This window comes from Arthrobacter sp. (assembly GCF_030540645.1).
Lineage (GTDB): Bacteria > Actinomycetota > Actinomycetes > Actinomycetales > Micrococcaceae > Specibacter.
Genome location: NZ_JAUNVV010000030.1, coordinates 11,551 through 35,090 on the forward strand (window position 1 = coordinate 11,551; position 23,540 = coordinate 35,090).

The 23,540-nt window shown below is 62.4% G+C and carries 21 protein-coding genes; 15 read left to right on the plus strand and 6 right to left on the minus strand.

The window, feature by feature from the left end:
- The first annotated feature begins 1 nt into the window (after position 1).
- From Q4P21_RS07690 to panC, 3 genes are read left to right on the plus strand one after another with little or no spacing between them, the layout of a single operon-like run.
- Complete coding sequence (locus Q4P21_RS07690) at positions 2–1,558, plus strand: PH domain-containing protein (protein WP_303388202.1); 1,557 nt, start codon at positions 2–4, stop codon at positions 1,556–1,558.
- On the plus strand, positions 1,548–2,474 hold the full coding sequence (locus Q4P21_RS07695) for a Rossmann-like and DUF2520 domain-containing protein (RefSeq protein WP_303388203.1): 927 nt from the start codon (positions 1,548–1,550) through the stop codon (positions 2,472–2,474). Before Q4P21_RS07690 ends, Q4P21_RS07695 begins: the two co-directional genes overlap by 11 nt.
- A gap of 56 nt (positions 2,475–2,530) precedes the next feature.
- Positions 2,531–3,484, plus strand: a complete 954-nt coding sequence (gene panC, locus Q4P21_RS07700; RefSeq protein WP_303388204.1) for a pantoate--beta-alanine ligase — start codon at positions 2,531–2,533, stop codon at positions 3,482–3,484.
- Between the two features lie 13 nt (positions 3,485–3,497).
- On the opposite strand, the gene Q4P21_RS07705 is transcribed toward panC, so the two are convergent.
- Genes Q4P21_RS07705 through Q4P21_RS07715 form a run of 3 tightly spaced genes read right to left on the minus strand, consistent with a single transcriptional unit; the run spans position 3,498 to position 6,879 of the window.
- On the minus strand, positions 3,498–4,460 hold the full coding sequence (locus Q4P21_RS07705) for a ribokinase (protein WP_303388205.1): 963 nt from the start codon (positions 4,458–4,460) through the stop codon (positions 3,498–3,500).
- The gene (locus Q4P21_RS07710; protein ID WP_303388219.1) at positions 4,457–5,872 is read right to left on the minus strand and encodes an MFS transporter; all 1,416 of its coding nucleotides are present in this window, start codon (positions 5,870–5,872) and stop codon (positions 4,457–4,459) included. Before Q4P21_RS07710 ends, Q4P21_RS07705 begins: the two co-directional genes overlap by 4 nt.
- Before the next feature lie 5 nt (positions 5,873–5,877).
- Positions 5,878–6,879, minus strand: a complete 1,002-nt coding sequence (locus Q4P21_RS07715; protein ID WP_303388206.1) for a nucleoside hydrolase — start codon at positions 6,877–6,879, stop codon at positions 5,878–5,880.
- 247 nt (positions 6,880–7,126) lie between these two features.
- Between Q4P21_RS07715 and lysS the strand changes: the two genes are divergently transcribed.
- The 7 genes from lysS (at position 7,127) to dhaM (ending at position 15,159) form a co-directional block, all read left to right on the plus strand.
- Complete coding sequence (gene lysS / locus Q4P21_RS07720) at positions 7,127–8,575, plus strand: lysine--tRNA ligase (protein ID WP_303388220.1); 1,449 nt, start codon at positions 7,127–7,129, stop codon at positions 8,573–8,575.
- A 262-nt stretch (positions 8,576–8,837) separates the two neighbouring features.
- On the plus strand, positions 8,838–9,167 hold the full coding sequence (locus Q4P21_RS07725) for an Lsr2 family protein (RefSeq protein WP_303388207.1): 330 nt from the start codon (positions 8,838–8,840) through the stop codon (positions 9,165–9,167).
- A gap of 196 nt (positions 9,168–9,363) precedes the next feature.
- On the plus strand, positions 9,364–11,853 hold the full coding sequence (locus Q4P21_RS07730; RefSeq protein WP_303388208.1) for an ATP-dependent Clp protease ATP-binding subunit: 2,490 nt from the start codon (positions 9,364–9,366) through the stop codon (positions 11,851–11,853).
- Positions 11,854–12,200: 347 nt separating this feature from the next.
- Positions 12,201–12,722 (plus strand): amino-acid N-acetyltransferase, encoded by a 522-nt coding sequence (locus tag Q4P21_RS07735; RefSeq protein WP_303388209.1) that lies wholly within the window; start codon positions 12,201–12,203, stop codon positions 12,720–12,722.
- A gap of 101 nt (positions 12,723–12,823) precedes the next feature.
- The gene (gene dhaK / locus Q4P21_RS07740; RefSeq protein ID WP_303388210.1) at positions 12,824–13,825 is read left to right on the plus strand and encodes a dihydroxyacetone kinase subunit DhaK; all 1,002 of its coding nucleotides are present in this window, start codon (positions 12,824–12,826) and stop codon (positions 13,823–13,825) included.
- Positions 13,826–14,476: a dihydroxyacetone kinase subunit DhaL gene (gene dhaL, locus Q4P21_RS07745; protein ID WP_303388211.1), complete on the plus strand. Its 651-nt coding sequence runs from the start codon at positions 13,826–13,828 to the stop codon at positions 14,474–14,476.
- Positions 14,473–15,159: a dihydroxyacetone kinase phosphoryl donor subunit DhaM gene (dhaM, locus tag Q4P21_RS07750; RefSeq protein ID WP_303388212.1), complete on the plus strand. Its 687-nt coding sequence runs from the start codon at positions 14,473–14,475 to the stop codon at positions 15,157–15,159. The genes dhaL and dhaM overlap by 4 nt, the downstream gene beginning before the upstream one ends.
- Before the next feature lie 127 nt (positions 15,160–15,286).
- On the opposite strand, the gene Q4P21_RS07755 is transcribed toward dhaM, so the two are convergent.
- Entirely contained in the window at positions 15,287–16,207 is a 921-nt protein-coding gene (locus tag Q4P21_RS07755; protein WP_303388213.1) for an A/G-specific adenine glycosylase, read from the minus strand.
- A 219-nt stretch (positions 16,208–16,426) separates the two neighbouring features.
- Here Q4P21_RS07755 and Q4P21_RS07760 point away from each other — a divergent pair, with 219 nt between their 5' ends.
- Entirely contained in the window at positions 16,427–17,086 is a 660-nt protein-coding gene (locus tag Q4P21_RS07760) for a hypothetical protein (protein ID WP_303388214.1), read from the plus strand.
- A 6-nt stretch (positions 17,087–17,092) separates the two neighbouring features.
- On the opposite strand, the gene disA is transcribed toward Q4P21_RS07760, so the two are convergent.
- Both disA and radA read right to left on the minus strand, forming a co-directional pair.
- Positions 17,093–18,163: a DNA integrity scanning diadenylate cyclase DisA gene (disA, locus tag Q4P21_RS07765; RefSeq protein WP_303388215.1), complete on the minus strand. Its 1,071-nt coding sequence runs from the start codon at positions 18,161–18,163 to the stop codon at positions 17,093–17,095.
- A 178-nt stretch (positions 18,164–18,341) separates the two neighbouring features.
- Complete coding sequence (gene radA, locus Q4P21_RS07770) at positions 18,342–19,754, minus strand: DNA repair protein RadA (RefSeq protein WP_207345635.1); 1,413 nt, start codon at positions 19,752–19,754, stop codon at positions 18,342–18,344.
- 221 nt (positions 19,755–19,975) lie between these two features.
- Between radA and pstS the strand changes: the two genes are divergently transcribed.
- From pstS to Q4P21_RS07790, 4 genes are all read left to right on the plus strand, one after another.
- Positions 19,976–21,091 carry a phosphate ABC transporter substrate-binding protein PstS gene (pstS, locus tag Q4P21_RS07775; protein ID WP_303388216.1) on the plus strand — a complete coding sequence of 372 codons (1,116 nt, stop codon included), beginning with the start codon at positions 19,976–19,978 and terminating at the stop codon, positions 21,089–21,091.
- Positions 21,092–21,196: 105 nt separating this feature from the next.
- Positions 21,197–22,075, plus strand: coding sequence for a phosphate ABC transporter permease subunit PstC (gene pstC / locus Q4P21_RS07780; protein ID WP_303388221.1), 879 nt, complete (start codon positions 21,197–21,199; stop codon positions 22,073–22,075).
- A complete protein-coding gene (pstA, locus tag Q4P21_RS07785) occupies positions 22,072–23,181 on the plus strand; it encodes a phosphate ABC transporter permease PstA (RefSeq protein WP_303388222.1) in 1,110 nt (369 codons plus the stop codon). Before pstC ends, pstA begins: the two co-directional genes overlap by 4 nt.
- A gap of 25 nt (positions 23,182–23,206) precedes the next feature.
- The coding region (locus Q4P21_RS07790; RefSeq protein WP_303388217.1) for a phosphate ABC transporter ATP-binding protein at positions 23,207–23,540 on the plus strand (334 nt) is incomplete at its 3' end.

Genomic DNA, 23,540 nt, shown 5'->3' on the forward strand with positions numbered 1-23,540 from the left:
TGTGAACGGGGATATGGCCCAAGAGCAGTCCGGGGCCAACGTGGGCTTCCACACCGACGACGAACACACCTGGCACCGTGTGCACCCGGTTTCCCCGCTGGTTCGTGGCTGGGTCGCCGTGGCCGCCGTGGTGTTCATCTTTGGCCGCAACTCCCTTGAAAGCGTCTTTTCCGGCGGCTGGGACGGCAACCCCGGTTCCCTGGCGCAGACCGCAGGCGCCCCGGCACTTGTCATCCTCGCAGTGGTGGGCGCCGCCGTCGTCATTTTTGGGCTGGCCTTTTTCCTGTCCTGGCGGTTCACGCGCTACCAGGTCACCGACGAGCACGTGCACATCAACTCGGGTGTTGTATTCAGGCAACAGCGCAGAGCTCGTATCGACAGGGTTCAGGCGATTGACGTGGTTCAGCCGTTGGTTGCGCGCGTTTTTGGGCTTGCCGAGCTGAAGTTTGAAGTGGCCGACGGCGGGAAGTCGGCGCTGAAACTTTCCTTTCTTAAGCTGGGGGAGGCACAGCGGCTGCGGGCAGCCATTCTTGCCAGGGCGTCGGGGGCCGTAGCTGACCCTGCCTCGCCGGGGCAGGTGCACGAGGCGCCGGAAACGCATGTCCTGGCGCTGAAACCGGGCCGGATCATTGCTGCGGCGTTCCTTGGCAGTACAACGATTTTTGCTCTGTGCGTGGTGGTGGCCGGAGTGGTGGCGGTGCGCTGGAGCGGAGAACCAGCCATCCTGGTGGCAGGGGTTCCGATCTTTATCGGCGTTGGCGCCAGCTACTGGAAAACCATCACAGGGGACTTCAACTTTCGTGTGGCCCTTTCCCCCGACGGTGTGCGGCTGTACTACGGCATGCTCGAGACCCGTGCGCAGACCATCCCCCCTGGAAGAGTCCAAGCGGTGGGTATCAGCCAGGGCCCATTGTGGCGACTCCTTGGCTGGTACCGGGTACACATCAATGTGGCAGGGTACGGCGCGGATTCCTCCGGTCATGGATCCCGCACCGTGCTGCTTCCGGTGGGCACCCTTGATGAAGTCATGGCCGTGTTGGGCCTGGTCTTCCCGGATCCCGGAGTGGAAAATCCGTTTGCCGTGTTTATCGCAGGGCTGCGAGGTCCCGGGAACGCGGAAGGATTCGTCCACTCACCGCGCTCGGCTCGGTGGATCGACCCCCTTGCCTGGCGCCACAATGCGTTCCGTGCCACCGACACGGCCCTGCTCTGCCGACACGGTGTGATTTTCCGCAACCTTCAGGTGGTGCCCCATGAACGCACCCAGTCGCTGAGACTGCGCCAAGGACCGCTCATGGCGGCTTTGGGGCTGGTGGACTTCGAACTGCACTCAACCGTAGGACCCGTGCGTCCGCTGGTGCACCACTTGTCCGTGGAGAACGGGAAGCGGCTGTTCGCTGAACAAGCCGCACGCGCCGCCACGGCCCGCCGTATCCATCGCAAGGAAAAATGGCTGGCGCCGGACGCTGGCCCCGTAATCGAGCCTGCCCCGTCGGTGATCGATCCCGTCCAGACCCCGCAACAACAACCCACACAGGAGCAAGATCATGGCGATTAAGCCGGGCCGACTGGGTATCGGAATTATTGGTGCCGGCAAGGTCGGCGCCGTCCTTGGTGCCGCCCTGCGCGCGTGCGGGCACGCCGTCGTCGGGGTTTCCGCCGTCTCCGAGGCCTCCAGGGAACGTGCTGAGCTCCTGCTGCCGGGAGTTCCCGTCCTTGAAGTGTCGGACATTGTGGAAAGGGCCGAACTGGTCCTGCTTGCCGTCCCGGATGACGTGTTGCCTGAGTTGGTCTCCGGGTTGGGCTCGATGGGCGCGTGGCAGGTGGGGCAGTTGGTGGCCCACACCTCCGGGCGCTTCGGTACCGGCGTGCTGGCCCCGGTCAAGGCTGCTGGGGGAATTCCGCTGGCCCTGCACCCGGCCATGACGTTCACCGGCATGAGCCTTGATTTGTCCCGGCTCACCGACTGCTGCTTCGGCGTCACGGCCGAGCCTGCCATGCTGCCCATTGCCCAGGCCCTGGTGGTGGAGATGGGCGCGGAACCGGTGGTCATTGCGGAGGCCGACCGTGTCCTGTACCACGCGGCCCTGGCCCATTCGGCAAACCACCTCGTCACACTCGTGGCGCAGGCGGCCCAAATTCTCGGTGACATTGGCGTGGAATCACCCCACCAAGTGCTGGGCCCGCTGCTGCGTGCCTCCTTGGAAAACGCGCTCACGTCGGGGGAGTCGGCACTCACGGGCCCGGTGGCCCGCGGTGATGCCGGCACGGTGGCCGCCCATTCCGCTGCCCTGCGCGAGCACTCCCTGGACACGGGGTCCGCAGATGTCCTTGAAGCCTATTTGGCCATGTCAGCGGCAACTGCCACCCGGGCTGCGCGCCGTAGGATGCTTTCCGCCGAGGCATACCTGAGTGTTCAGGCTGCCCTGGCCAACGACGACGGCGAAGCCCCCAAGGCGTCCAACGGCGCCTAAGGTTGAGCTAGTCCAGGTGACGGCGTGAGTGATAAGAACAAAGAGAGCGGAAGACCATGAGCATTGCATTGGTGAGCAGCATTGCCGAGCTACAGGCTGCAACGGCGGCCTTGCTGCGACAGCGTGCCGCGCAGGAGACGGTCCCTGGTGAAGCCGCCAGTCAGCGGAAACCCGCCGGGACGTTGGGGCTCGTGCCCACCATGGGTGCCCTCCACGCCGGGCACGCTGAGCTTGCCCGGGCCGCCGTCGCAGAAAACTCCGTGGTGGTGGCCACCGTCTTCATCAACCCATTGCAATTCGGTGACCCTGAGGACCTGGCCCGCTACCCCCGCAGCACTGATGCGGATTTGGCACTGCTGGAGCAGGCCGGCGTTGATTTCATGTTCGCCCCTGATGTGGCGCAAATGTACCCGAACGGAGAGCCGTCCGTCAGGATCACGGCCGGCAAGGCGGGGGAAATGTATGAGGGCGCCTCGCGTCCGGGACACTTTGACGGGGCCTTGACCGTCGTCGCCAAACTGCTGCACGTCGGCATGCCGGAGACTGGATTGGCTGCGCCCGACACTGCCGGCCGACCCTCCTACCGGGCCTACTTCGGCCAGAAGGACGCCCAACAACTGGCCCTTGTCCGTGCCATGGTGGCGGAGTTGAACTTTCCGGTGGAAATTGTGGCCGTGCCGATCGTCAGGGACGAAGACGGCTTGGCACTGTCGAGCCGCAACCGCTTCCTGTCCGCCGAGGAGCGCGACTCTGCCCTAGTTCTTTCCCGTGCACTGCGGCTGCTCAAGAGGCGCGCGGACGCTCACGAACCCCTCGACACGGCTTCTGCTGAAGAGCTGGTGCGCAGCGCCCCCGGCGTGGAACTGGACTACCTGGAAGTGGTGGACCCGCGAACCCTGGCCGTACGGGCTGAAAACTGCCAGGACACCCCCTTCACCGGCGAAGCGTTGGTGCTCATCGCGGCGAAGGTGGGGCCGGTGCGCCTCATCGACAACATGCTGCTCGGGTAGTGCACTCCACCGCTTACCCGGCCGCCTCAACTTCAGCTGCGCTCGGGTAGGCGGCTTGGGTTCCCTTTTTGGTGGTGGCCAGTGCTGCCGCCACGGACGCATAGCGGGCAGCCTCCACCAAGGAATCGCCAGCAGCCAGGCGTGCTGCGACCGAACCGGTGAACGCGTCCCCGGCACCTGTCGTGTCCACGGCGTTCACCTTTGTGGGAGCGATCCACACCGCCGGCTCGTCAGTGTTGGTCGAATCAAGCACCATAGAGCCGGCAGAACCCAGCGTCACCAGGACCTTGGCCAGGCCACGGCCGGCAAATTGTTCCACCGCAGCCAACCAATCGGAGGCAGGTGCGTCGGAGGATGGCATGGCCCGCCCGCCAAGAAACTGTGAGGCTTCGTGGGAGTTGACGAGCAGCACGCCCGTCAGGCGGGCCAGTTTTTCCGCGATCGTGGCGTAAGGGGACAGGTTGAGCAGCACTGTTGCACCGGCGTCGGCCCCGGCCTGCGCTGCAGCAAGGACCGTCTCCGGAGGAACTTCCAAGCACAGGCAGACGACGCCGGCACCTTCGAACAAGGCGGGGTCAATGGCGTTGGCGGTCAGGGTGCCGTTGGCGCCAGCGGAGATGATGATGCTGTTCTCGCCGCTGTCCTCCACCGAAATGACCGCGACTCCCGTTGGCTCCTCGACGCGGCGGACATGGCTGACGTCCACGCCAGCGCCGGACGTGGACGCAAGCAACATGTCACCGTTTGGGTCATTGCCCACTGCGCCGATCAGCATTACGTTTCCGCCCAGCCTGCCAGCAGCTACGGCTTGGTTTGCGCTCTTACCACCCGGGTTGACGGCGAAGGAGCTGCCGTGGAGCGTCTCGCCAGGTAGGGGCAGGCGCTCGCAGTAGATGGTCAGATCGGCGTTGAGTGAACCCGCCACAACAATCCGCCGTGGGGTATCCCGTGTACCCGGTGTTTCCTGGCTGCTCATGCTGCCACCTCTGCGCTGACCGGCTTGGGGATAAGAGTTGAGGCCAGCAGGGCCAGTGCGGTCACTACCAATGCCACGACCACCACCGTGGTGTAGGACGCGACCACACCCGAGGACGTGGTGGCAACCAGAATGGCAGGCAGCACCAGGAAGCTCAGCCCGGCGCCAAGGTTGAAGGCTCCGGCGTTCATGCCTGGCAGGAAACCCGGGTTGCCTTCGGGGGAGTGAACCACGCCCAGGCCATTGAGCATGATGTTGACTGTTCCGGCGTACATGATGCCCAACAGTACGGCACCGGTGATCATCAGCGGCAGGCTGTGCAGGCCGAAGAAGCCGATTACCGCCAAAGCCACAATGGATCCGGCCAGGCCGATCCGCAGCACGCGTGTGTAGCCGAACACGGGTGCCAGCCGCCCGCTGAAGGGTCCGAACAGCCAGCCAAGCAGCGCATACGGAGTCAAAATCAGCAGCGCCATCTCAGTAGCACCGAGGCCGAACCCTGGGTCCGCGGCCTGCACAAATGCCGGCACGATCCCGTTGATGACGGCGAAGATGCCGGTCATGGCCAAGGTCGTGGTCAGCAGCGTGGCCCAGGTGGCGCGCTGGCGCAGGTGCCTGATTTCCACCATGGGGTGCCTGGAGCGCTGCTGTGTCTTCCAGAACAAGACGAATGCGACGGCGGCGAGCACGGCCAGTGCGATCGTGATCATCAGCGTGCCACCGGAGAATGCACCGAGCAGTGCGGTGGCCTCGTTGAGCGCCGTCAGCAGCGCACCGACGGCCACAACGATGAACAGCACGCCCCACCAGTCCATTTGCGTTCCGGCGCTGGGCTTCGACTCACGGGCGAGGAAGACAATTAGTAGTGCGGCGATCACACCAAGGACCACCATGAGCCAGAAAATACTCCGGAAACCGTAGTTCTGTGCCATGAAGCCGCCCACAAATGAGTCGATTCCGGCGATGCCGCCGTTGACCGCCGTGAGCAGGCCCATCAGGGCGCCGTATTTCTTTGCGTCGCTGACTTCTGAGCGCAGCATGATCAAGGCCAGCGGCACGGTGGGCCCGCTGACACCTTGGATGATGCGTCCCACGAACAGCCAGGAAACGTCGGGGGCGACGGCTGAGATGATGGAGCCTGCCGCCATCAGCAGCATCATGCCGACAAGCACTTTCTTACGTCCGATGATGTCGCTGAGCCGTGGCAGAAACAGCGAGAACAGGGCCGCAGCCGTGAAGAACCAGGTCTGCGACAAACCGATCATGGCCTGATCGGTGTTCAGTTCCTCGCCCATGATGACCAGGGCGGGGCTGAGCATGGAAGCATTGAGCTGGAACGCGATGCAGGCGGTCAGCAGGGCCGTCATCAGCGCTGTGACGCTCGCCGCCTTCGACGTCGTGTTTGTCCCGATCCTGCTCACGGGTCCACCTCGCCGATCCGCACCAGCGCGTCGGTGACGAGGTTCCAGAACTTCTCGTGGTCGAGCTTCACGGCCACCGACGTATGGCAGTCCGCCGGTGGGGCGGCACGGAAGTCCGCCACCGTCATGCCAAGGGTCAGGGTGCCTGTGAGTTCGATGTCCACCGGCACCTTTTGGGTGGTCATGACGGTTGGGTCAATCACATATGCGACGGCGCATGGGTCGTGGACCGGCGGGTAGTCAAAGCCCTGGGCGTCCTTATATGTCTTGGTGAAGAACTCCATGAGCTCCATGACAAACTTGGCCGGCTTTGTCCCCACGGCTTCGATGGCGGCGACGACCTCCGGGGTGGCCAGTGCCTGGTGGGTCAAATCGAGGCCGACCATGACAACCTCCCATCCGGCGTTGAACACGATGTGCGCTGCCTCGGGATCAATTTTGATGTTGAATTCCGCCACGGGGCTCCAGTTGCCCACATGGTAGCCGCCGCCCATGAGCACAACTTCGCGCACGCGCTCCACAATGCGCGGTTCCTTGCGGGCAGCCATGGCAATGTTGGTCAGCCCTGCCGTCGGCACCAAGGTCACGGAGCCGGGTTCGTGCGCCATGATCGTGTCAATGATCAGGTCGACGGCGTGGCGTGGGTCCAGCGTGATGGTCGGCTCGGGCTGTTCCGGGCCGTCCATGCCGGATTCTCCGTGGATGTCCGGGGCGTTTTCGATGCTCCGCACGAGCGGACGGTCGCAGCCCGCGGCGAACGGGACCCCGGTGATACCAGCGATCGTTGCCACAACCAAGGCGTTCCGGGTGACCTTTTCAAGTGTCTGGTTGCCCACCACGGTGGTCACGGCCAGCAGCTCGATGTTCGGATTGCCGTGCGCCAACAGAAGCGCGACGGCGTCGTCGTGGCCAGGGTCGCAGTCCAGGATGATCTTACGAGCTTCAGCTCCATGGTGGGAGCCTGAGTCGTCGGGTTGTGAGGCTGGGAACGGGTTCAATTTTTCTCCACGTCTTCGAGGGCCGCTCCCGGACAGGTTTCCGGGGCTGTCGTGACAGCCAGTGTTGCACCGGGAACAGACTTACGTCTAGAGCTCGAGTATTCGGAATCGTCACGAAGGCGGTGCGTGGCATTTTTGTACCCGAGGTTCACCGCACGGAGGGTTCACTCAGATTCACCCTCTAAACTAGTATCTCGTGAGCGCAGAAAATACCCTGACCCCTGAAACCAGTGACGCCTCGGAGCAAATGCTCGTCCGCTTGGACAAGCGTGCCAAATTGCTCGAACGAGGCGAACAGGCCTACCCGGTGGGTGTGGCTCGGACCCACACACTGGAAGAAATCAGGGCCAAGTATCCGGAGCTGGAAGCCGACACCGCCACAGGTGACATTGTCGGCGTCAGCGGCCGCGTGGTGTTTGTCCGCAACAAGGGCAAGCTGTGCTTTGCCACGATGCAATCCGGGGCTGGCACGCGCTTGCAGATCATGCTCTCACTGGCCAATGTTGGCGAAGAGCCCTTGGCTGACTGGAAAGCCCTCGTTGACTTGGGCGACCATGTTTTCATCCAGGGTGAGGTGATCAGCTCCCGCACTGGTGAGCTCTCCATCATGGCAACGCACTGGTCCATGGCTGCCAAGGCGCTGCGCCCGCTGCCTGTGCTGCACGCGGAACTCTCCGAGGAAACGCGCGTGCGCCAACGCTACGTGGACTTGATTGTCCGCGAAGGAGCCCGCGAACAGGTCAAGACCCGGTCCGCGATCGTGAAAGCCATCAGAGACACCTTGCACGGTGAAGACTACATTGAGCTGGAAACACCCATCCTGCAGCTGGTTCACGGCGGCGCCTCAGCACGCCCGTTCCACACACACCTGAACGCGTTCGACCAGCCAATGACGCTGCGCATCGCCATTGAGCTCTACCTCAAGCGCGCTGTGGTGGGCGGGCTGGACAAAGTCTTCGAAGTTGGCCGGATTTTCCGTAATGAGGGCGTTGATTCAACACACAGCCCGGAATTCACCATGCTGGAAGCCTATGAAGCATATGGCGACCAGTTCACGATGGCAAAGACCATGCAGCGCATTATCCTTGCCGCAGCAGATGCCACGGGTTCACGCGTCATTGAAACTGCACGAGGTGAAATCAACCTCGACGGGGAATGGCCCTGGCTGCCCGTGTACAAGGGCCTTTCCGATGCCGTGGGCGTTGAAATCACTCCTGACACCACGGCTCACCAATTGCGTGACATTGCGCTCAAGCATGACGTTGGAATTGACCCGGCATGGGATGCAGAAAAGCTCGTCACCGAACTATTCGGTGAAATAGTGGAACCAACACTTATCCAACCCACGTTTGTTTGCGATTATCCGCCATCGGCCCAGCCGCTGGCACGCCCACACCGGGACAAGCCGAATTTGATCGAAGCCTGGGATCTGGTTATTGACGGCAGGGAAACCGGCACGGCATTTTCTGAGCTGATCGACCCGGTCATCCAGCGTGATCGTCTCACCCAACAGTCCATGGCGGCAGCAGCCGGGGATCCTGAAGCCATGCAATTGGATGAGGACTTCCTGCGAGCCCTGGAATACGGCGCCCCGCCCATGGGCGGACTGGGGCTGGGTGTTGACCGCCTCGTCATGCTTTTCACGGGTGTGGGTATCCGTGAAGCCATTCTCTTTCCTTTGATGAAACCCGAGTAGGAGCGGCAAGGTTATGGAATATATTGCGGTTATCTTGCCTTCCATAGGTGTTGGAGCCCTTTTCTACTTCGCCATGAAAGCAATATTTAATGCTGACAGGTCAGAGCGTGACGCGTTGGCGCAGGCCGAACATGATGCTGAATCGAATGGCGAGCACGGGGCCTAAATAGGAGAAAGTGAATCTTTCTTTGACGTGAATGCATTTTCGAACCATAATTTGATGTGTTGTATTCATCAAATGAATGTGAGGCGATTAGCACCCATGGCACAGAAAATTCACGTCACGCTCGTTGACGATATTGATCAGAGCCCGGCGGATGAGAACGTCATCTTTGGGCTTGATGGCATCAATTACGAGATTGATCTTTCCGCCGAGAATGCGCACGCATTGCGTGAGGCCTTAAGCAAATATGTTGGTGCGGGTCGCCGCGCTGGTGGCAGGGCTGTTCGCGGCCGCGGGCCGTCCACACCGAAGGGCAGCAGTGATGTTGCACAAATTCGTGCCTGGGCCCGTGACAATGGCTACGAAGTACACGAACGGGGCCGTATTCAGGCCGAGATCCGTGACGCCTACTACGCAGCACAGGGGTAGAACCCAGTAATTCTTAGGGCCTGAGCAGCCCGGCGCTACGGCGGGACTTCCACGCAACGGGGGTCCCGCCGTCGTACTTTAATGCCAGGGAGGCACCATGCGCCGAGGTATTGCTATTTCCCCTGTGGCGAACAAGCCCCCACGACTGGCCGGCACTGCGTAGCATCAAAGTACGCAGTAAAAGGAGTGTGGCGAAATGTTTGAGCGATTTACCGACCGAGCCCGACGTGTTGTTGTGCTGGCCCAAGAAGAGGCCCGCATGCTCAACCACAATTACATTGGCACAGAGCACATCCTGCTCGGCCTCATCCACGAGGGTGAAGGCGTTGCCGCCAAGGCACTGGAGTCCTTGAACATTTCGCTGGACGGTGTCCGTGAACAGGTCCAGGAGATCATTGGGCAGGGGCAGCAGGCACCCAGCGGGCACATCCCGTTCACCCCGCGCGCCAAGAAAGTTCTGGAACTTTCCCTGCGTGAGGCGCTGCAGCTGGGCCACAACTACATTGGCACCGAGCACATCCTGCTCGGGCTGATCCGTGAAGGCGAAGGTGTTGCCGCACAGGTGCTGGTGAAGCTCGGAGCTGACCTGGGCCGTGTGCGCCAGCAGGTCATCCAGCTGCTCTCCGGCTACCAGGGCAAGGAACCGGTCGCCAGTGGGGGCAACCAGCCCGAAGGCACCCCTGCCGGATCCGTGGTGCTGGACCAGTTTGGCCGGAACCTGACCCAAGCTGCGCGTGAAAACAAGCTTGACCCCGTTATTGGGCGCGAGCATGAGATGGAACGCGTCATGCAGATCCTCTCCCGCCGCACCAAGAACAACCCTGTTCTCATTGGTGAACCAGGCGTGGGCAAGACCGCTGTCGTTGAAGGGTTGGCGCAGGCAATTGTGCGCGGTGACGTGCCCGAAACCATCAAGGACAAGCAGCTCTACACCCTTGACCTGGGATCGCTCGTGGCCGGTTCACGGTACCGAGGTGACTTCGAAGAGCGCTTGAAAAAGGTGCTGAAGGAAATCCGTACCCGTGGTGACATTATTTTGTTCATCGACGAGATCCACACCCTCGTTGGTGCGGGTGCCGCCGAAGGTGCCATTGATGCTGCGTCCATCCTGAAGCCCATGCTGGCCCGCGGTGAGCTGCAGACCATCGGTGCCACCACGCTGGACGAATACCGCAAGCACATTGAGAAGGATGCTGCACTGGAACGCCGTTTCCAGCCCATCCAGGTTCCGGAGCCCTCCGTGGCGGAGACGGTTCAGATCCTCAAGGGTCTGCGTGACCGCTACGAGGCGCACCACCGTGTTTCCATCACCGACGGTGCGCTGACTGCGGCGGCAACGCTGGCGGATCGCTACATCTCCGACCGGTTCCTGCCGGACAAGGCCATTGACTTGATCGATGAGGCCGGTGCGCGCCTGCGCATCCGCCGCATGACGGCCCCGCCGGAGCTCAAGGCCATGGACGGCGAAATTGCGGCTGTGAAAAAGCGCAAGGAAGACGCCATTGACGCCCAGGACTTCGAGGGTGCCGCGTCCCTGCGTGACGATGAGCAAAAGCTCATTGCTTCGCGGGCCGAGAAGGAGCGCCAGTGGAAGACTGGCGGCCTGGATGAAATCTCCGAGGTGGATGAGGAACTCATCGCCGAGGTGCTGGCGAACTCCACCGGCATTCCTGTCTTCAAGCTGACCGAGGCCGAGTCCACGCGACTGCTGAAGATGGAAGATGAGATCCACCGACGTGTGATTGGCCAGAATGAGGCCATCAAGTCGATCTCGAAGGCCATCCGCCGCACCCGTTCAGGGCTGAAGGATCCCAAGCGTCCCGGTGGCTCGTTCATTTTTGCCGGCCCCACAGGCGTTGGCAAGACCGAGCTGGCCAAGGCACTTGCCGAGTTCTTGTTCGGCGATGAAGATGCGCTGATCACCCTTGACATGTCCGAGTACTCGGAGAAGCACACCGTTTCACGTCTGTTTGGTGCGCCTCCCGGCTATGTTGGCTACGAAGAGGGCGGGCAGCTGACCGAGAAGGTCCGCCGTCGCCCGTTCTCCGTGGTGCTGTTCGATGAGGTTGAAAAGGCGCACGCAGACCTGTTCAACTCCTTGTTGCAGATCCTGGAAGACGGCCGTCTGACTGACAGCCAGGGCCGTGTGGTGGACTTCAAGAACACCATCATCATCATGACCACCAACCTGGGCACGCGGGACATCTCCAAGGCGATCGCCACCGGCTTCCAGTCCGGTGCGGACACCCAAACCGGCTACAACCGGATGCGGGCACGGGTCACCGAAGAGCTCAAGCAGCACTTCCGCCCCGAGTTCTTGAACCGTGTTGATGACGTGGTGGTGTTCCCGCAGCTCACCCAGGATGAGATCATCGAGATCGTTGACCTGATGGTTGCGCGCTTGGAGACCCGCCTCGCTGACAAGGGCATGGGCATTGAGCTCTCACCCGCAGCGAAGGTTCTCCTCGCCACCAAGGGCTACGATCCCGCGATGGGTGCCCGGCCGTTGCGCCGCACCATCCAGCGCGAGATCGAGGACCACCTCTCCGAGAAGATCCTTTTTGGTGAACTCAAGGACGGGGACATGATCACGGTCGATGTTGAAGGCGAAGGCGACGAAGCCACGTTCACGTTCGTGGGCGAGGCCAAGCCAAAGGTACCTGAGGCCATCACCGCTTCCGCATAAGGCGGGGCTGCGCCACAGCGGTGCAGCAGCGAAACTCGGATGCAAAGTACGGAAAAGGGCGCACAACCCACAGGTTGTGCGCCCTTCTCCGTGTCGCGGAAGTGGCAACGCGGCATGATTTCATCAATGAAGGGGCCAACTGGCGACACTGGCGTATCTTTCGGCCAGCGCGCAGGGTGGCACCGTCATCACCGAAAACGGCGTATCTTCTCGGCCAGCTAGCCAGCACTTCCGTGAGGCCCCGGCGCCTCGGCCAGTTTCGACGGTGCGCGGCAAGTGGAAAATGAGGAAGTTTGTGCGTGTGATGAATGAAGGAAATGACGTAGCAGGGGTCATAGACTGAAACGGTGACTGTTCATACTCCTGCCCCGTCCGTTGTCCTCCGCCCTGCCCGCACCTCAGACGTCCACGCCATCAAGGACCTGGTTGCCCCGCTGGCTGAACAACGAATCCTGATTTCCAAGGAGTCCGTCACCTACTTTGAGTCCATCCAGGAGTTCCTCATTGCCGAGGTGGATGGGAAGGTGGTTGGCTGCGGGGCACTGCACGTCATGTGGGAAGACCTTGCAGAAATCCGGACACTGGCCACGGACGGCGCGTGGCGCGGCAAAGGGGTGGGCCGTGCGCTCGTGGAAAAGCTGAGGCAAAATGCCCAGCTGCTGGGGGTCAGCCGCGTGTTCTGCCTGACGTTCGAGGTGGACTTCTTCCTGGGAAATGGCTTCACCGTCATGGCGGATCAAAGCGTGGTGGACCCAGCCGTTTATTCGGAGCTGCTGCGTTCCTCGGATGAAGGCATCGCGGAGTTCCTTGACTTGGCCAGGGTCAAGCCAAATACGCTCGGCAACACCCGGATGATCTGCAACCTGTAGCCGGGAACCTACCAACGGCCTCGGCTGCCGGGTAATGTTCAGGACAGGCGCGGATTTTTCGCACGCCTGAAATTTCACTGAGTGTATCGGAGGGTTTCGTCATGAAAAAGCTCATCAATGATCCCAAAAAAGTTGTCGATGAATCGGTGGAAGGATTTGGCCTAGCGCATGCAGCGCATGTGAAGGTCAACCCCGACCCCTTATTTGTCACCCGTAAAGACGCACCTCGCACGGGGAAAGTCGGCCTCGTGTCAGGTGGAGGCAGCGGACACGAACCCCTCCACGCCGGATACGTTGGGTACGGAATGCTCGACGCCGCAGTCCCCGGCCCCGTGTTTACCTCGCCAACCCCCGACGCGATCATTCCGGCGACCATCGCAGCGAACTCAGGTGCCGGCGTCGTGCATATCGTGAAGAACTACACCGGGGACGTGCTCAACTTTGAAACAGCCGCCGAAATGGCCGAGGCCGAAGGCGTGGAGGTGCGTACAGTCCTGGTGAACGACGACGTCGCCGTGGAAGATTCGCTGTACACGGCAGGGCGCCGCGGCGTGGCCGGCACCGTACTGGTGGAAAAGATTGCCGGGGCTGCCGCAGAGCGCGGTGACAACCTCGATGCGGTTGCTGCCATCGGCAACCGGGTCAACGCGAACGTGCGCAGCATGGGCGTGGCCCTATCCGCCTGCACCGTCCCGCACGCAGGAGTGCCCAGCTTTGAGCTGGCCGAGGACGAGATTGAGATTGGCATTGGCATCCACGGGGAGCCGGGCCGGCACAAGATCCCCATGGAGAACGCGGACGGCATCACGGACAGGCTCCTTGAGCCCATCCTGGCAGACCTCAAACCGGCTGCCAGGGACAAGGTGCTGCTGTTTGTCAACGGGATGGGCGGCACCCCGGCCAGCGAGCTGTACATTGTGTACCGGCATGCGGCGAAGGTGCTCGAAGCCGCTGGTCTGGTGGTTGAGCGCTCCCTGGTGGGCAATTACATCACGGCCCTTGAAATGCAGGGCTGCTCCATATCCGTGCTGCGCCTGGACGATGAAATGACCGAGCTGTGGGACGCGCCTGTGAACACGCCGGCACTGCGATGGGGGATGTAAATGACGGACAATGCCGCATTGGATGCTGCCTGGGCCATCGACTGGCTGCGCAGGAGCGCCGCCGTCGTCGCTGAAAACCGGGTGCACTTGATTGAACTTGACCGGGCCATTGGCGACGGGGACCATGGTGAAAACCTTGACCGCGGCTTTAGCGCCATCTTGGAAAAACTGGACGCGGAGCTGCCAGCCACGCCGGGTGCTGCCTTCAAGCTGGCCGCCATGACCTTGATGTCAAAGGTTGGCGGGGCTGCAGGTCCGCTCTACGGCACGGCCTATTTGCGTGCGGCCACGGCTGTGGGTGATGCCGCCACTCTCGACTCGGCCACGCTTGCCACAGCGCTGGCGGCCGCGCGGGATGGCGTGGTGGCCCGCGGGAAAGCCGCAGTGGGCGATAAAACCATGATCGATGCGTGGACCCCCGCCGTCGATGCTGCCGCCAGCGCAGCGGCGGACGGTGCAGGGCCTGTTGCCGTGCTGGCCGCAGCCGCGACGGCTGCCGAGGCGGGTGCCGTTTCCACAGATCCGCTGGTTGCCCACAAGGGCAGGGCAAGTTATTTGGGGGAGCGGGCCATCGGACACCGGGACCCGGGGGCCGTGTCCTCGGCGATGATTCTGCGGGCTGCCGCACAGGCAGCGGAGGCAAGCTCGTGAGCGTCGGCCTGGTGGTCGTCTCCCACAGCGCCCAACTGGCCGCCGGTGTTGTTGAGCTGGCTGCGCAGATGGCCCCGGACGTGTCACTCATTCCCGCTGGCGGCATGGACGACGGCGGATTGGGCACTTCCCTTGAAAAGGTCATGACGGCGCTGGGGTTGGCAGATACTGGAAACGGCGCCGTCGTCCTGACCGACCTGGGCTCCGCTGTCATGACAGCCGAATCCGCGCTTGAATTTCTGGGCGATCCGGAAAATGTGCGGCTGGCCGACGCACCCTTGGTGGAGGGGGCTGTGGCTGCGGCTGTTGCGGCACAGGCGGGCGCCTGCCTGGACGTGGTGTGCAAGGCGGCTGAGACAGCGCTGAACCCGGGCCGGGGTGCTGCCGACGGAGCACCAGTGGCAGGAGGTGGTGCGGAGGGCGGCGGGAAAGTTGCCGCCGTTCTTACGCTGATCAACCCGATGGGGCTCCATGCCCGCCCTGCTGCGTCTTTGGCGGGCAAGCTTGGGGCCATGGATGTGGACATTGAGGTCAATGGGGTGGATGGGCAATCGGTGATGATGCTCATGACATTGGGTGCGGCACAGGGCACAGAACTGGCAGTGTCGGCCACCGGCCCGGACGCCCAGCAGGCCGTGGACCTTGTCCGCGCCGAGGTCGAAGCAGGCTTCGGCGAACTCTGACCCCTGTTCCGCCCCACCCCAACCGACGCTCCTGCACTTTCCGGCCGTTTTTGGGCGTCGCTCCTGCACCCAGTGCGGGAGCGACGCCCTTTTATGCCCCGAAAGTGCAGGAGCGTCTAGGGTGGGGTCAGGCTGGGAGGTGGTAGCCGGCTTCGGAAAGTTGTGCCAGACCATCGGCAACCAGCCCGGCCAGTGCGCGTTCGAGCTGGGGTGCGTGCGTGTTCAGCTCGTGCAGCTTGCCCAGTTGAGGCGCCAGCTCAGCTATCGGCCCGGTCTGGGCTTGCTCGGCTGACGTGTTCCACAGAAGATCGGCATGCACGGGCGTGCTTGCTGCCCGCAGGACGGCCATGACGGCGCCGCGGACCTGCCTGTCAGTGCCTGCCCACGGCTGTCCCTTGGGGATGTAGGTGGGCTCGGGCTGACCGGCGGCGATCCAGGCGCACTTGTCCAGAACTGGGCAAACGTCGCACTTGGGGCTGCGGGCTGTGCAAACAAGCGCACCCAATTCCATGACTGCGGCGTTCCACAACACTGATTCTTCCGTGTCCTGGGGAAGAAGTTCCGTAGCCAGCGTCATTTCCGCAGCAGTGAGCGCCGGAGCCGGCAGGGCCTGGCCGATGACCAGGCGGGCGTGGACGCGGCGGATGTTCGTGTCCACCACTGTTGTTCGGCGACCAAACGCAAATGCGGCAACCGCCGCAGCCGTGTAGCTGCCAACACCCGGCAGGGCCAGGAGCTCCTCGGTGGTGTCAGGGACGGCACCGCCGTGCTGTTCGACGATTTGTTGCGCAGCAGCATGCAGCCGCAGCGCCCGGCGCGGATAACCGAGGCGCCCCCACGCCCGCAGCACTTCGGCAGCAGGAGCTGTTGCAAAATCGGCCGGGGTGGGCCAGCGCTGCAGCCATTGCTCCCAGACAGGTTGCACACGAACCACAGGCGTTTGCTGGAGCATGATCTCGCTGACCAGAATGCCCCAGGCTGAGCAATTGCCGCGCCACGGCAAGTCCCTGGCCTCACGCAGGAACCAGGCCTGGATCTGCTGGTACACACGAACTCCTCGCACTGTGGTGACTGACTGTCGTTCTGACTGGTTGGCTGAATGATTGGCCAACTGACCGAGCCCACCCGGGAAAAATATGCCGGAAGGGCAGTACAACTCTATGGCACGCCGTGCTTGGGACGGGCCGGGAGCCTCACGCAGCAGATGCTCCAATGCGAGGCGGCGTGGTTGGTCTCCGGCAACACTTGCCATCGATAAACTGGTTCCGTGGGTAAAACAGGGAATTCCGGGCACAGCCAGGCCGCTGCAGACGCAGCTGCCCGTCGGCCCAAAGTATCAGCGAAAGTGTACCGCCGGCGCAGGCTTGTGGTGCTCGTCCTTGTGCTGCTTGTCATGGGCGGTTTGGTGGCCGGTGGATTCTTCATCGCTGGCCTGTTGGGCTCCGGCCCTGATGCCGGGCCGGGCAGCGAGTCGGCGGCAAATGGCAGTACAGCCAAGCCCAATCCTCCCGCGAAGCCGGGCACGCCGCCGTCGGCCGTGTGTGATGAGGCGGGGATCAAGGTGAGCGCTGCGACGGACAAGCCGTCGTATGGACCCGATGAATCCCCCATCCTGACGCTGCGGGTGACCAACACGGGTCAGGCACCGTGTGACATCAATGTGGGCACCAGCCAGATGGAATACCAGATTACCAGCGGTGCAGATGTCATCTTCAACTCAAGGGACTGCCAGTTGGATTCAACCGACCTGGTGAAGAACTTGAAGCCGGGCGCCTCCGAGACTGCCAACTTTGTGTGGCAGGTCAAGCGCAGTTCCCCAGAATGTGCGACGGTCACAGCCGCGCCGGGTCGTGGCGGGGCAACCTATGTTCTGGTGGCGACCATGGGCAAATGGTCAAGCGAAAAAGTAACGTTCACGCTGAACTAGACTTTTCTACAAGAAGCGGTCAAGCAGGCTGGCTTCGGCAATGCGGGAAAGACCTTCGCGGACGTTGCGTGCACGGAGTTCACCGATTCCATCGACCACCATCAGTTCGTCGATGGTGGCTGCCATCAAGTTCTGCAACCCGCCAAAGTGGTCCACCAAACGGCCGGCAACTGCGCCGGGAACCGCCTTCAGTCCGGACACCAGACGGTAGCCGCGGGGCTGGATCATGGCTTCAAGGGAATCATTGCCAGTGACTAGGCCGACAACTCCGGCAATGAGATTCAAGTCAATCAAGTTGGCTTGGTCGATGTCCTGCAAAGCCGCCACTGCTGCATCAACCTGGATGGTTTCAGGGTCGGCATAGTCGCGAATGACCATGTCCGCCCCTGATCCGCGGGTGGTGGAAAGTTCCTCCAGTTGCAGGGACAACAATCGTCCGTCAACACCGAGTTCAAGAACGTACTGGGCGATCTCCTCTGAGATCCTGCGCACCATCTCGTGTCGCTGCAACGTGACGGCCACATCCCGGATGGTGACCATCGCCTCAATCTCCAGAGCAGACAGGGAGCTTGTGACCTGGTCGAGGCGGGCGCGGTAGCGCTCAAGGGTGGCCAGCGCTTGGTTGGCGCGCGCCAGAACTTTTTCCGAACCCTCCAAAACGTACCGCAGGCCGTCGACGTACAACGCGATGATTTGCATCGATTGACTGACAGAAACCACCGGCACACCGGTTTGGATGGCAACACGTTCTGCCGTGCGGTGCCGGGTTCCAGACTCTTGGGTTTCGATGCTGGGGTCCGGCACCAGCTGGACAGCCGCACGCACAATCTTCGTGACATCTTTGTCGCACACTATTGCGCCGTCCATTTTGGCCAGTTCGCGCAAGCTCGTCGGGGCGAAGTCAATGCCGATTTCGAATCCGCCGGAACACAGGCTTTCGATGGTTTTGTCCGAACCCAGCACGATGAGCGCGCCCGTGCGTCCGCGAAGAATGCGTTCCAGCCCGTCACGCAGGGGAGTTCCAGGTGCGACACGGGCAAGAGTGGCCTTCAAGGCCTCTTCGGGACTGCGCTGCATTGGACGGTTCCTTCTTTTCAGGCACGGAAATCCGCACTAGTCACACTGCCCATAATAGTGGGAAACACCGACCTTGACGGAGTGGCTGGCCATAAGGGCAGGCCATCTTGATGCAACCGTGTCCTTTGCACGGTTTTCCATGACTGAAGTGGCCAGCAGCTGTGACCGTAAGTGGTTGTCAGGCGCGCGGCGGCCCCGGCGTTCCGTGCAGGATGAGTTCGGTGGCTTCAGCGATGTGCTCGATCTGCTTGACCGTGAAATCAGGCGGGATGGGCCCGGGCCCCGTGGCGCTCAACGGCACAAGTGCATGTGTGTAGCCCAACCGGCTGGCCTCTTGGATGCGCTGGTTGATGCCTGGCACCGGCCGCACTTCTCCGGCCAAACCCACTTCGCCAAACGCCACCAACTTGCCGTGGACCGGCTTGTTCGTCTTGGCTGAAACAATCGACATGGCCACGGCCAGATCCATGGCCGGCTCGCTCAGCCGGGCACCACCCACCGTTGCCACGTAGCTGTCGTCGGCGTCCAGGCGCAGCCCGGCCCGTTGCTGCAAGACAGCCAGCAACATGCCAATGCGGGTGGAATCCAATCCGCTGACTGTCCGGCGCGGCTGGGAACCCATGGATGGAGTCAACAGAGCCTGCACTTCCGCCAGCAGGGGCCGGCGTCCTTCCATGGTGACGGTGATGCAGGTCCCGGACACCGGATGGGAGGTGCGGGAGGTGAACAGCCCGCTTGGATCTGCAAGACCCTCAATGCCGTCATCGGTCAGATCGAAGCAGCCAACCTCGTCCGTCTGCCCGTACCTGTTCTTCACGGCCCGCAGCAGACGCAACCTGGAGTGGCGCTCGCCGTCGAACTGGCAAACAACGTCCACCAGGTGCTCGAGCAGGCGCGGGCCGGCAATGGAGCCGTCCTTTGTCACGTGGCCCACCAGCAGTGTGGTCATGTTCAAGCGCTTGGCCGCAGCAATGAGCGACGCCGCCACCTCGCGCACTTGCGAGACACCGCCAGCGCTGCCGTCCACCATGGCGCTGCTGAACGTCTGCACGGAGTCCACAATCAACAAAGCGGGTTGCACGGCTTCAACCTGCCCCAGCGCCGTGCCAAGATCTGTTTCAGCACCCAAATACAACGTCTCGGCGACGGCGCCAATCCTCTCCGCACGCAGCTTCACCTGGGCGGCGGACTCCTCACCGGTGAGGTACAGAACCTTTTGGGGCGCCCTGCCGTGGCCGTTGCGGGCAAACTTCGCTGCCACATCCAGAAGCAGTGTGGATTTTCCGACGCCGGGTTCCCCAGCCAACAGGATCACCGCACCGGGCACCATGCCGCCACCTAAAACACGGTCAAGTTCGGGCACGCCGGTGAGGTTGTGGGCGGCCTTGGACGCGTCAACTTCGCTGATCAACTGGGCTGGGCGCACCACCGAGGTGGCAGCCGTGGTCCTGACGACGACGGTGCCGATCTCCTCCAGCGTTCCCCAGGCCTGGCACTCACCACACCGCCCCACCCACTTCACTGCCGTCCATCCGCATTCCGTGCAACGGAAATTTTGCCCGGTGTTGGTCTTTGTGCTCTTTGCTGCCATGCCCCAACCATATCGCCGAGCACTGACACTGGACGCCGACACCAGGCGCAAGGAGGGCTGGCAGCGGGAGGGGGTATCCGGCGTCGAACATGGATGCCAAGAGTCCGCGCAGCGTTAACCTTCCGTTCACTTGGGTGGGGCCCTCGCTTCACTTCGAACTCATACCGTCAAGGAGTAATGAATCTAAATCGACGCAACGAAGACGTAGAAGAGGTAAAAGCGTGAAGGTACTTCGCATTGGCCGCATGGCAGCAGTTCTCACCGTCGGCGCCCTGGCCCTTACGGCCTGCGGCACTGACAACGTGGTGAGCCCGGGCAGCGGCGGCACCACAACGGCGGGCACCGGCGCCACCGGCACCTTGACCGGCACCGGCGCCAGCTCAATCTCAGCTGCGATGGACGCGTGGAAGGCCGGATTCGAATCCGCCAACCCCGGCGCCAAGATCCAGTACTCCCCGGAGGGCTCCGGCGCCGGCCGCAAGGCGTTGATCGCCGGTGCCGTGCAATTCGCTGGCTCCGACGCGTTCTTGAAGGACGCCGAACTTACCGCCGCCCAGGCCAAATGCGGGCCCGACGGCGCCATCAACATTCCCTGGTACATTTCACCTATCGCCGTGGCCTTTAACGTTGAGGGGGTCAAGGACCTCAAGCTCGACGCCGGGACCGTCGCCAAGATCTTCCGCGGTGACATCAAAAACTGGAATGACCCCGCCATCAAGACCGCCAACCCAAATGCCATGCTCCCGGACTTGGCGATCACGCCGGTGCACCGTTCGGACAACTCCGGAACCACGGAAAACTTCACCGACTACCTGGCTGCGGCCGCAAAAAGTGTGTGGACGGATGAGAAGTCAGGGGACTGGCCCGCCTCGCTCCCCGGTGAAAACGCCAAGGGCACTTCAGGTGTTGTGAAAACGGTGACCGAGACAGCCGGTGCCATCACGTACGCTGACGACTCCGCCGTCACCGACGCCCTCGGCAAGGTTGAGCTGAAGGTCGGCGATTCCTATGTCCCCGTCACAGCCGAAGCCGCAGCCAAGGCCGTGGACGCCGCAACAGTCGTTGCAGGCCGCTCAGCGAATGACCTATCGCTGAAGCTTGACCGCACCACCACGGTGGCCGGCGCCTACCCCGCAGTGTTGGTGTCCTACGGCGTGTTCTGCGCATCCTACCCGGATGCAGCCACGGCGAGTCTGGTCAAGTCCTTTGGCGCCTTCGTCCTCAGCGATGAAGGCCAGAAGCAGGCGGCGGAAGCAGCCAAGAGTGCACCTCTTTCAACCGAGCTGGCTGGCAAGGCCAAGGCGGCAATTGACTCCATCAGCTCCGGCTCAAAGTAAGCATCGGTAGAAGGTACTAAATTGTCCACCACAAAGCTCGCACCCAAACCGGGAACGGGGCAGTCCAGCCCGGGGCAGGCTAAGACAGGACGCACCGGAGACAAAGTGTTCTCCGGGGCGGCGCTGGGCGCCGGCGCACTAATTGTGGCCGTGCTGTTTGCCGTGGCCCTGTTCCTGGTAGTCCAGGCGCTACCCACATTCAGTGCGAACCCGGCCGACATCACCGGCGGCAGAGGGTTCTTCGACTACATTTTCCCGATCGTCGTTGGCACGTTGATTGCAGCCACCATCGCGCTGCTGATCGCCACACCCATCGGCGTGGCTGTCGCGTTGTTTACCTCGCACTACGCCCCGCGCAGGCTGGCCCGCGGCCTGGGCTATGTGGTGGACTTGCTGGCCGCCATCCCCTCGGTTGTCTACGGTGCCTGGGGGGCCAGCTACCTCGCCTCCCAGCTCAAGGTCCCGTATGCATGGCTGGCTGAGAACTTCGGCTGGATCCCGATTTTTGCCGGACCTGCCTCCGGAACGGGTAAGACCATCCTGACAGCCGGCATTGTGCTGGCGGTCATGGTGCTGCCCATCATCGCCTCACTGACCCGGGAGATTTTCCTGCAGGCACCCATGCTGCACCAAGAAGCGGCGTTGGCGTTGGGTGCCACCCGGTGGGAAATGATCCGCATGGCCGTTTTGCCGTTTGCCCGCGGCGGCATCATCAGCGCCGTCATGCTGGGCTTGGGCCGTGCCCTCGGTGAGACCATGGCGGTGGCCTTGGTCCTCTCATCAGGACCCTTGATCGCCTCGCTGATCCGTTCGGGCAACCAAACCATTGCCGCCGAAATCGCGTTGGACTTCCCCGAAGCCTTCGGGCTGCGCATGCATGAACTCATCGCTGCGGGCCTGGTGTTGTTCCTCATCACACTCGTCGTCAACATGGTGGCCCGTTGGATCATCAACCGCCACAAAGAATTCTCGGGAGCCAACTGATGGCGACGCTCATGACTGAACGCAAGCGCTCTGCACTGACCCGCGGCCGCCTGCCAAAATACACCCCTTATGTGATTGCTGCCAGCTCGGTTGTTGTGGCAGCGGCGCTCATGTCCCTCATCGGATTCCAAGTCTTTGGCTGGGCAGTGCTCTCTGCAGTGCTCTTCGCCACCGCCAATGTCGTCAGCGCGGCGCTCGTCGAGGGTCGGCGCAAGGCTACGGACAAGCTGGCCACCTCGCTCGTTGTCGGCGCCTTCCTCGTGGCACTGCTGCCGCTGGTCTCAGTGATCTGGACCGTATTGGTCAATGGCGTGCCCGGACTGCTGACCCCCGGCTTTCTCAGTACGTCCATGAACGGCGTCACCGGGGCTGTGGACAACGCCTCGGTGAAGGATGGCACCCCTGTGCTGGGCGGCGTCTACCATGCTCTTGTGGGCTCGATCCTGATCACCCTGTGGGCCACCCTCATTTCCGTGCCGGTCGGGTTGCTGACCGCCATTTACCTTGTGGAATACAGCAGCGGCAACCGATTCTCCAAGGTCATCACGTTCCTCGTTGACGTCATGACCGGCATCCCCTCGATTGTGGCCGGCCTGTTCGCAGCCGCCTTCTTCGCCATGATCCTGGGTCCAGGCACCAAGACCGGGTTCGTGGCCGCCGTCGCGCTTTCAGTCCTCATGATCCCCGTGGTGGTGCGCTCTAGCGAGGAAATGCTCAAGATCGTGCCGAACGAACTGCGTGAGGCCGCCTATGCGTTGGGTGTGCGCAAGTGGCGCACCATCCTCAAGGTGGTAATTCCGACGGCGATCTCGGGCATCGCTTCCGGCGTCACCTTGGCCATTGCCCGGGTTATCGGTGAGACGGCGCCCCTGCTGGTCACGGCAGGGTTCGCCACGACGATCAACATGAACGTCTTTGCGGGCTGGATGTCATCGCTGCCCACGTTCATCTACACGCAGATCATGACGCCCACCTCGCCGTCGAACGCCGATCCTTCCACCCAGCGTGCGTGGGCCGCGGCGCTGCTTTTGATCATCCTGGTCATGCTCCTAAACCTCGGTGCCCGTCTGGTGGCACGCCTCTTCGCGCCGAAAACCGGCCGCTAAATTACTTTGAAACGGAACTCCAGCTATGTCCAAACGTATTGATGTCAGTGATTTGAATGTTTACTACGGCGATTTTCGTGCTGTGGAGGACGTCAACATCACCCTCGACGCCAAAAGTGTCACCGCCTTCATCGGGCCTTCCGGTTGTGGGAAGTCCACGTTCCTGCGCACCCTGAACCGCATGCACGAGGTCATCCCCGGTGCCCGGGTTGAAGGCAAAGTGCTGCTCGACGGCGACAACCTGTACGGCGACGGCGTGGACCCGGTGACGGTGCGCAGCCAGATCGGCATGGTGTTCCAGCGGCCCAACCCGTTCCCCACCATGAGCATCCGCGACAACGTGCTGGCCGGCGTGAAGC

Excerpts from the sequence above, each read along its gene's own strand:
- lysS (WP_303388220.1), top strand. The coding sequence starts at position 7,127 with ATGCTCGTCCGCTTGGACAAGCGTGCCAAATTGCTCGAACGAGGCGAA.
- Q4P21_RS07730 (WP_303388208.1), top strand. The coding sequence starts at position 9,364 with ATGTTTGAGCGATTTACCGACCGAGCCCGACGTGTTGTTGTGCTGGCC.
- dhaK (WP_303388210.1), top strand. The coding sequence starts at position 12,824 with ATGAAAAAGCTCATCAATGATCCCAAAAAAGTTGTCGATGAATCGGTG.
- panC (WP_303388204.1), top strand. The coding sequence starts at position 2,531 with ATGAGCATTGCATTGGTGAGCAGCATTGCCGAGCTACAGGCTGCAACG.
- Q4P21_RS07705 (WP_303388205.1), bottom strand. The coding sequence starts at position 4,460 with ATGAGCAGCCAGGAAACACCGGGTACACGGGATACCCCACGGCGGATT.
- Q4P21_RS07725 (WP_303388207.1), top strand. The coding sequence starts at position 8,838 with ATGGCACAGAAAATTCACGTCACGCTCGTTGACGATATTGATCAGAGC.
- Q4P21_RS07695 (WP_303388203.1), top strand. The coding sequence starts at position 1,548 with ATGGCGATTAAGCCGGGCCGACTGGGTATCGGAATTATTGGTGCCGGC.
- radA (WP_207345635.1), bottom strand. The coding sequence starts at position 19,754 with ATGGCAGCAAAGAGCACAAAGACCAACACCGGGCAAAATTTCCGTTGC.
- dhaL (WP_303388211.1), top strand. The coding sequence starts at position 13,826 with ATGACGGACAATGCCGCATTGGATGCTGCCTGGGCCATCGACTGGCTG.
- disA (WP_303388215.1), bottom strand. The coding sequence starts at position 18,163 with ATGCAGCGCAGTCCCGAAGAGGCCTTGAAGGCCACTCTTGCCCGTGTC.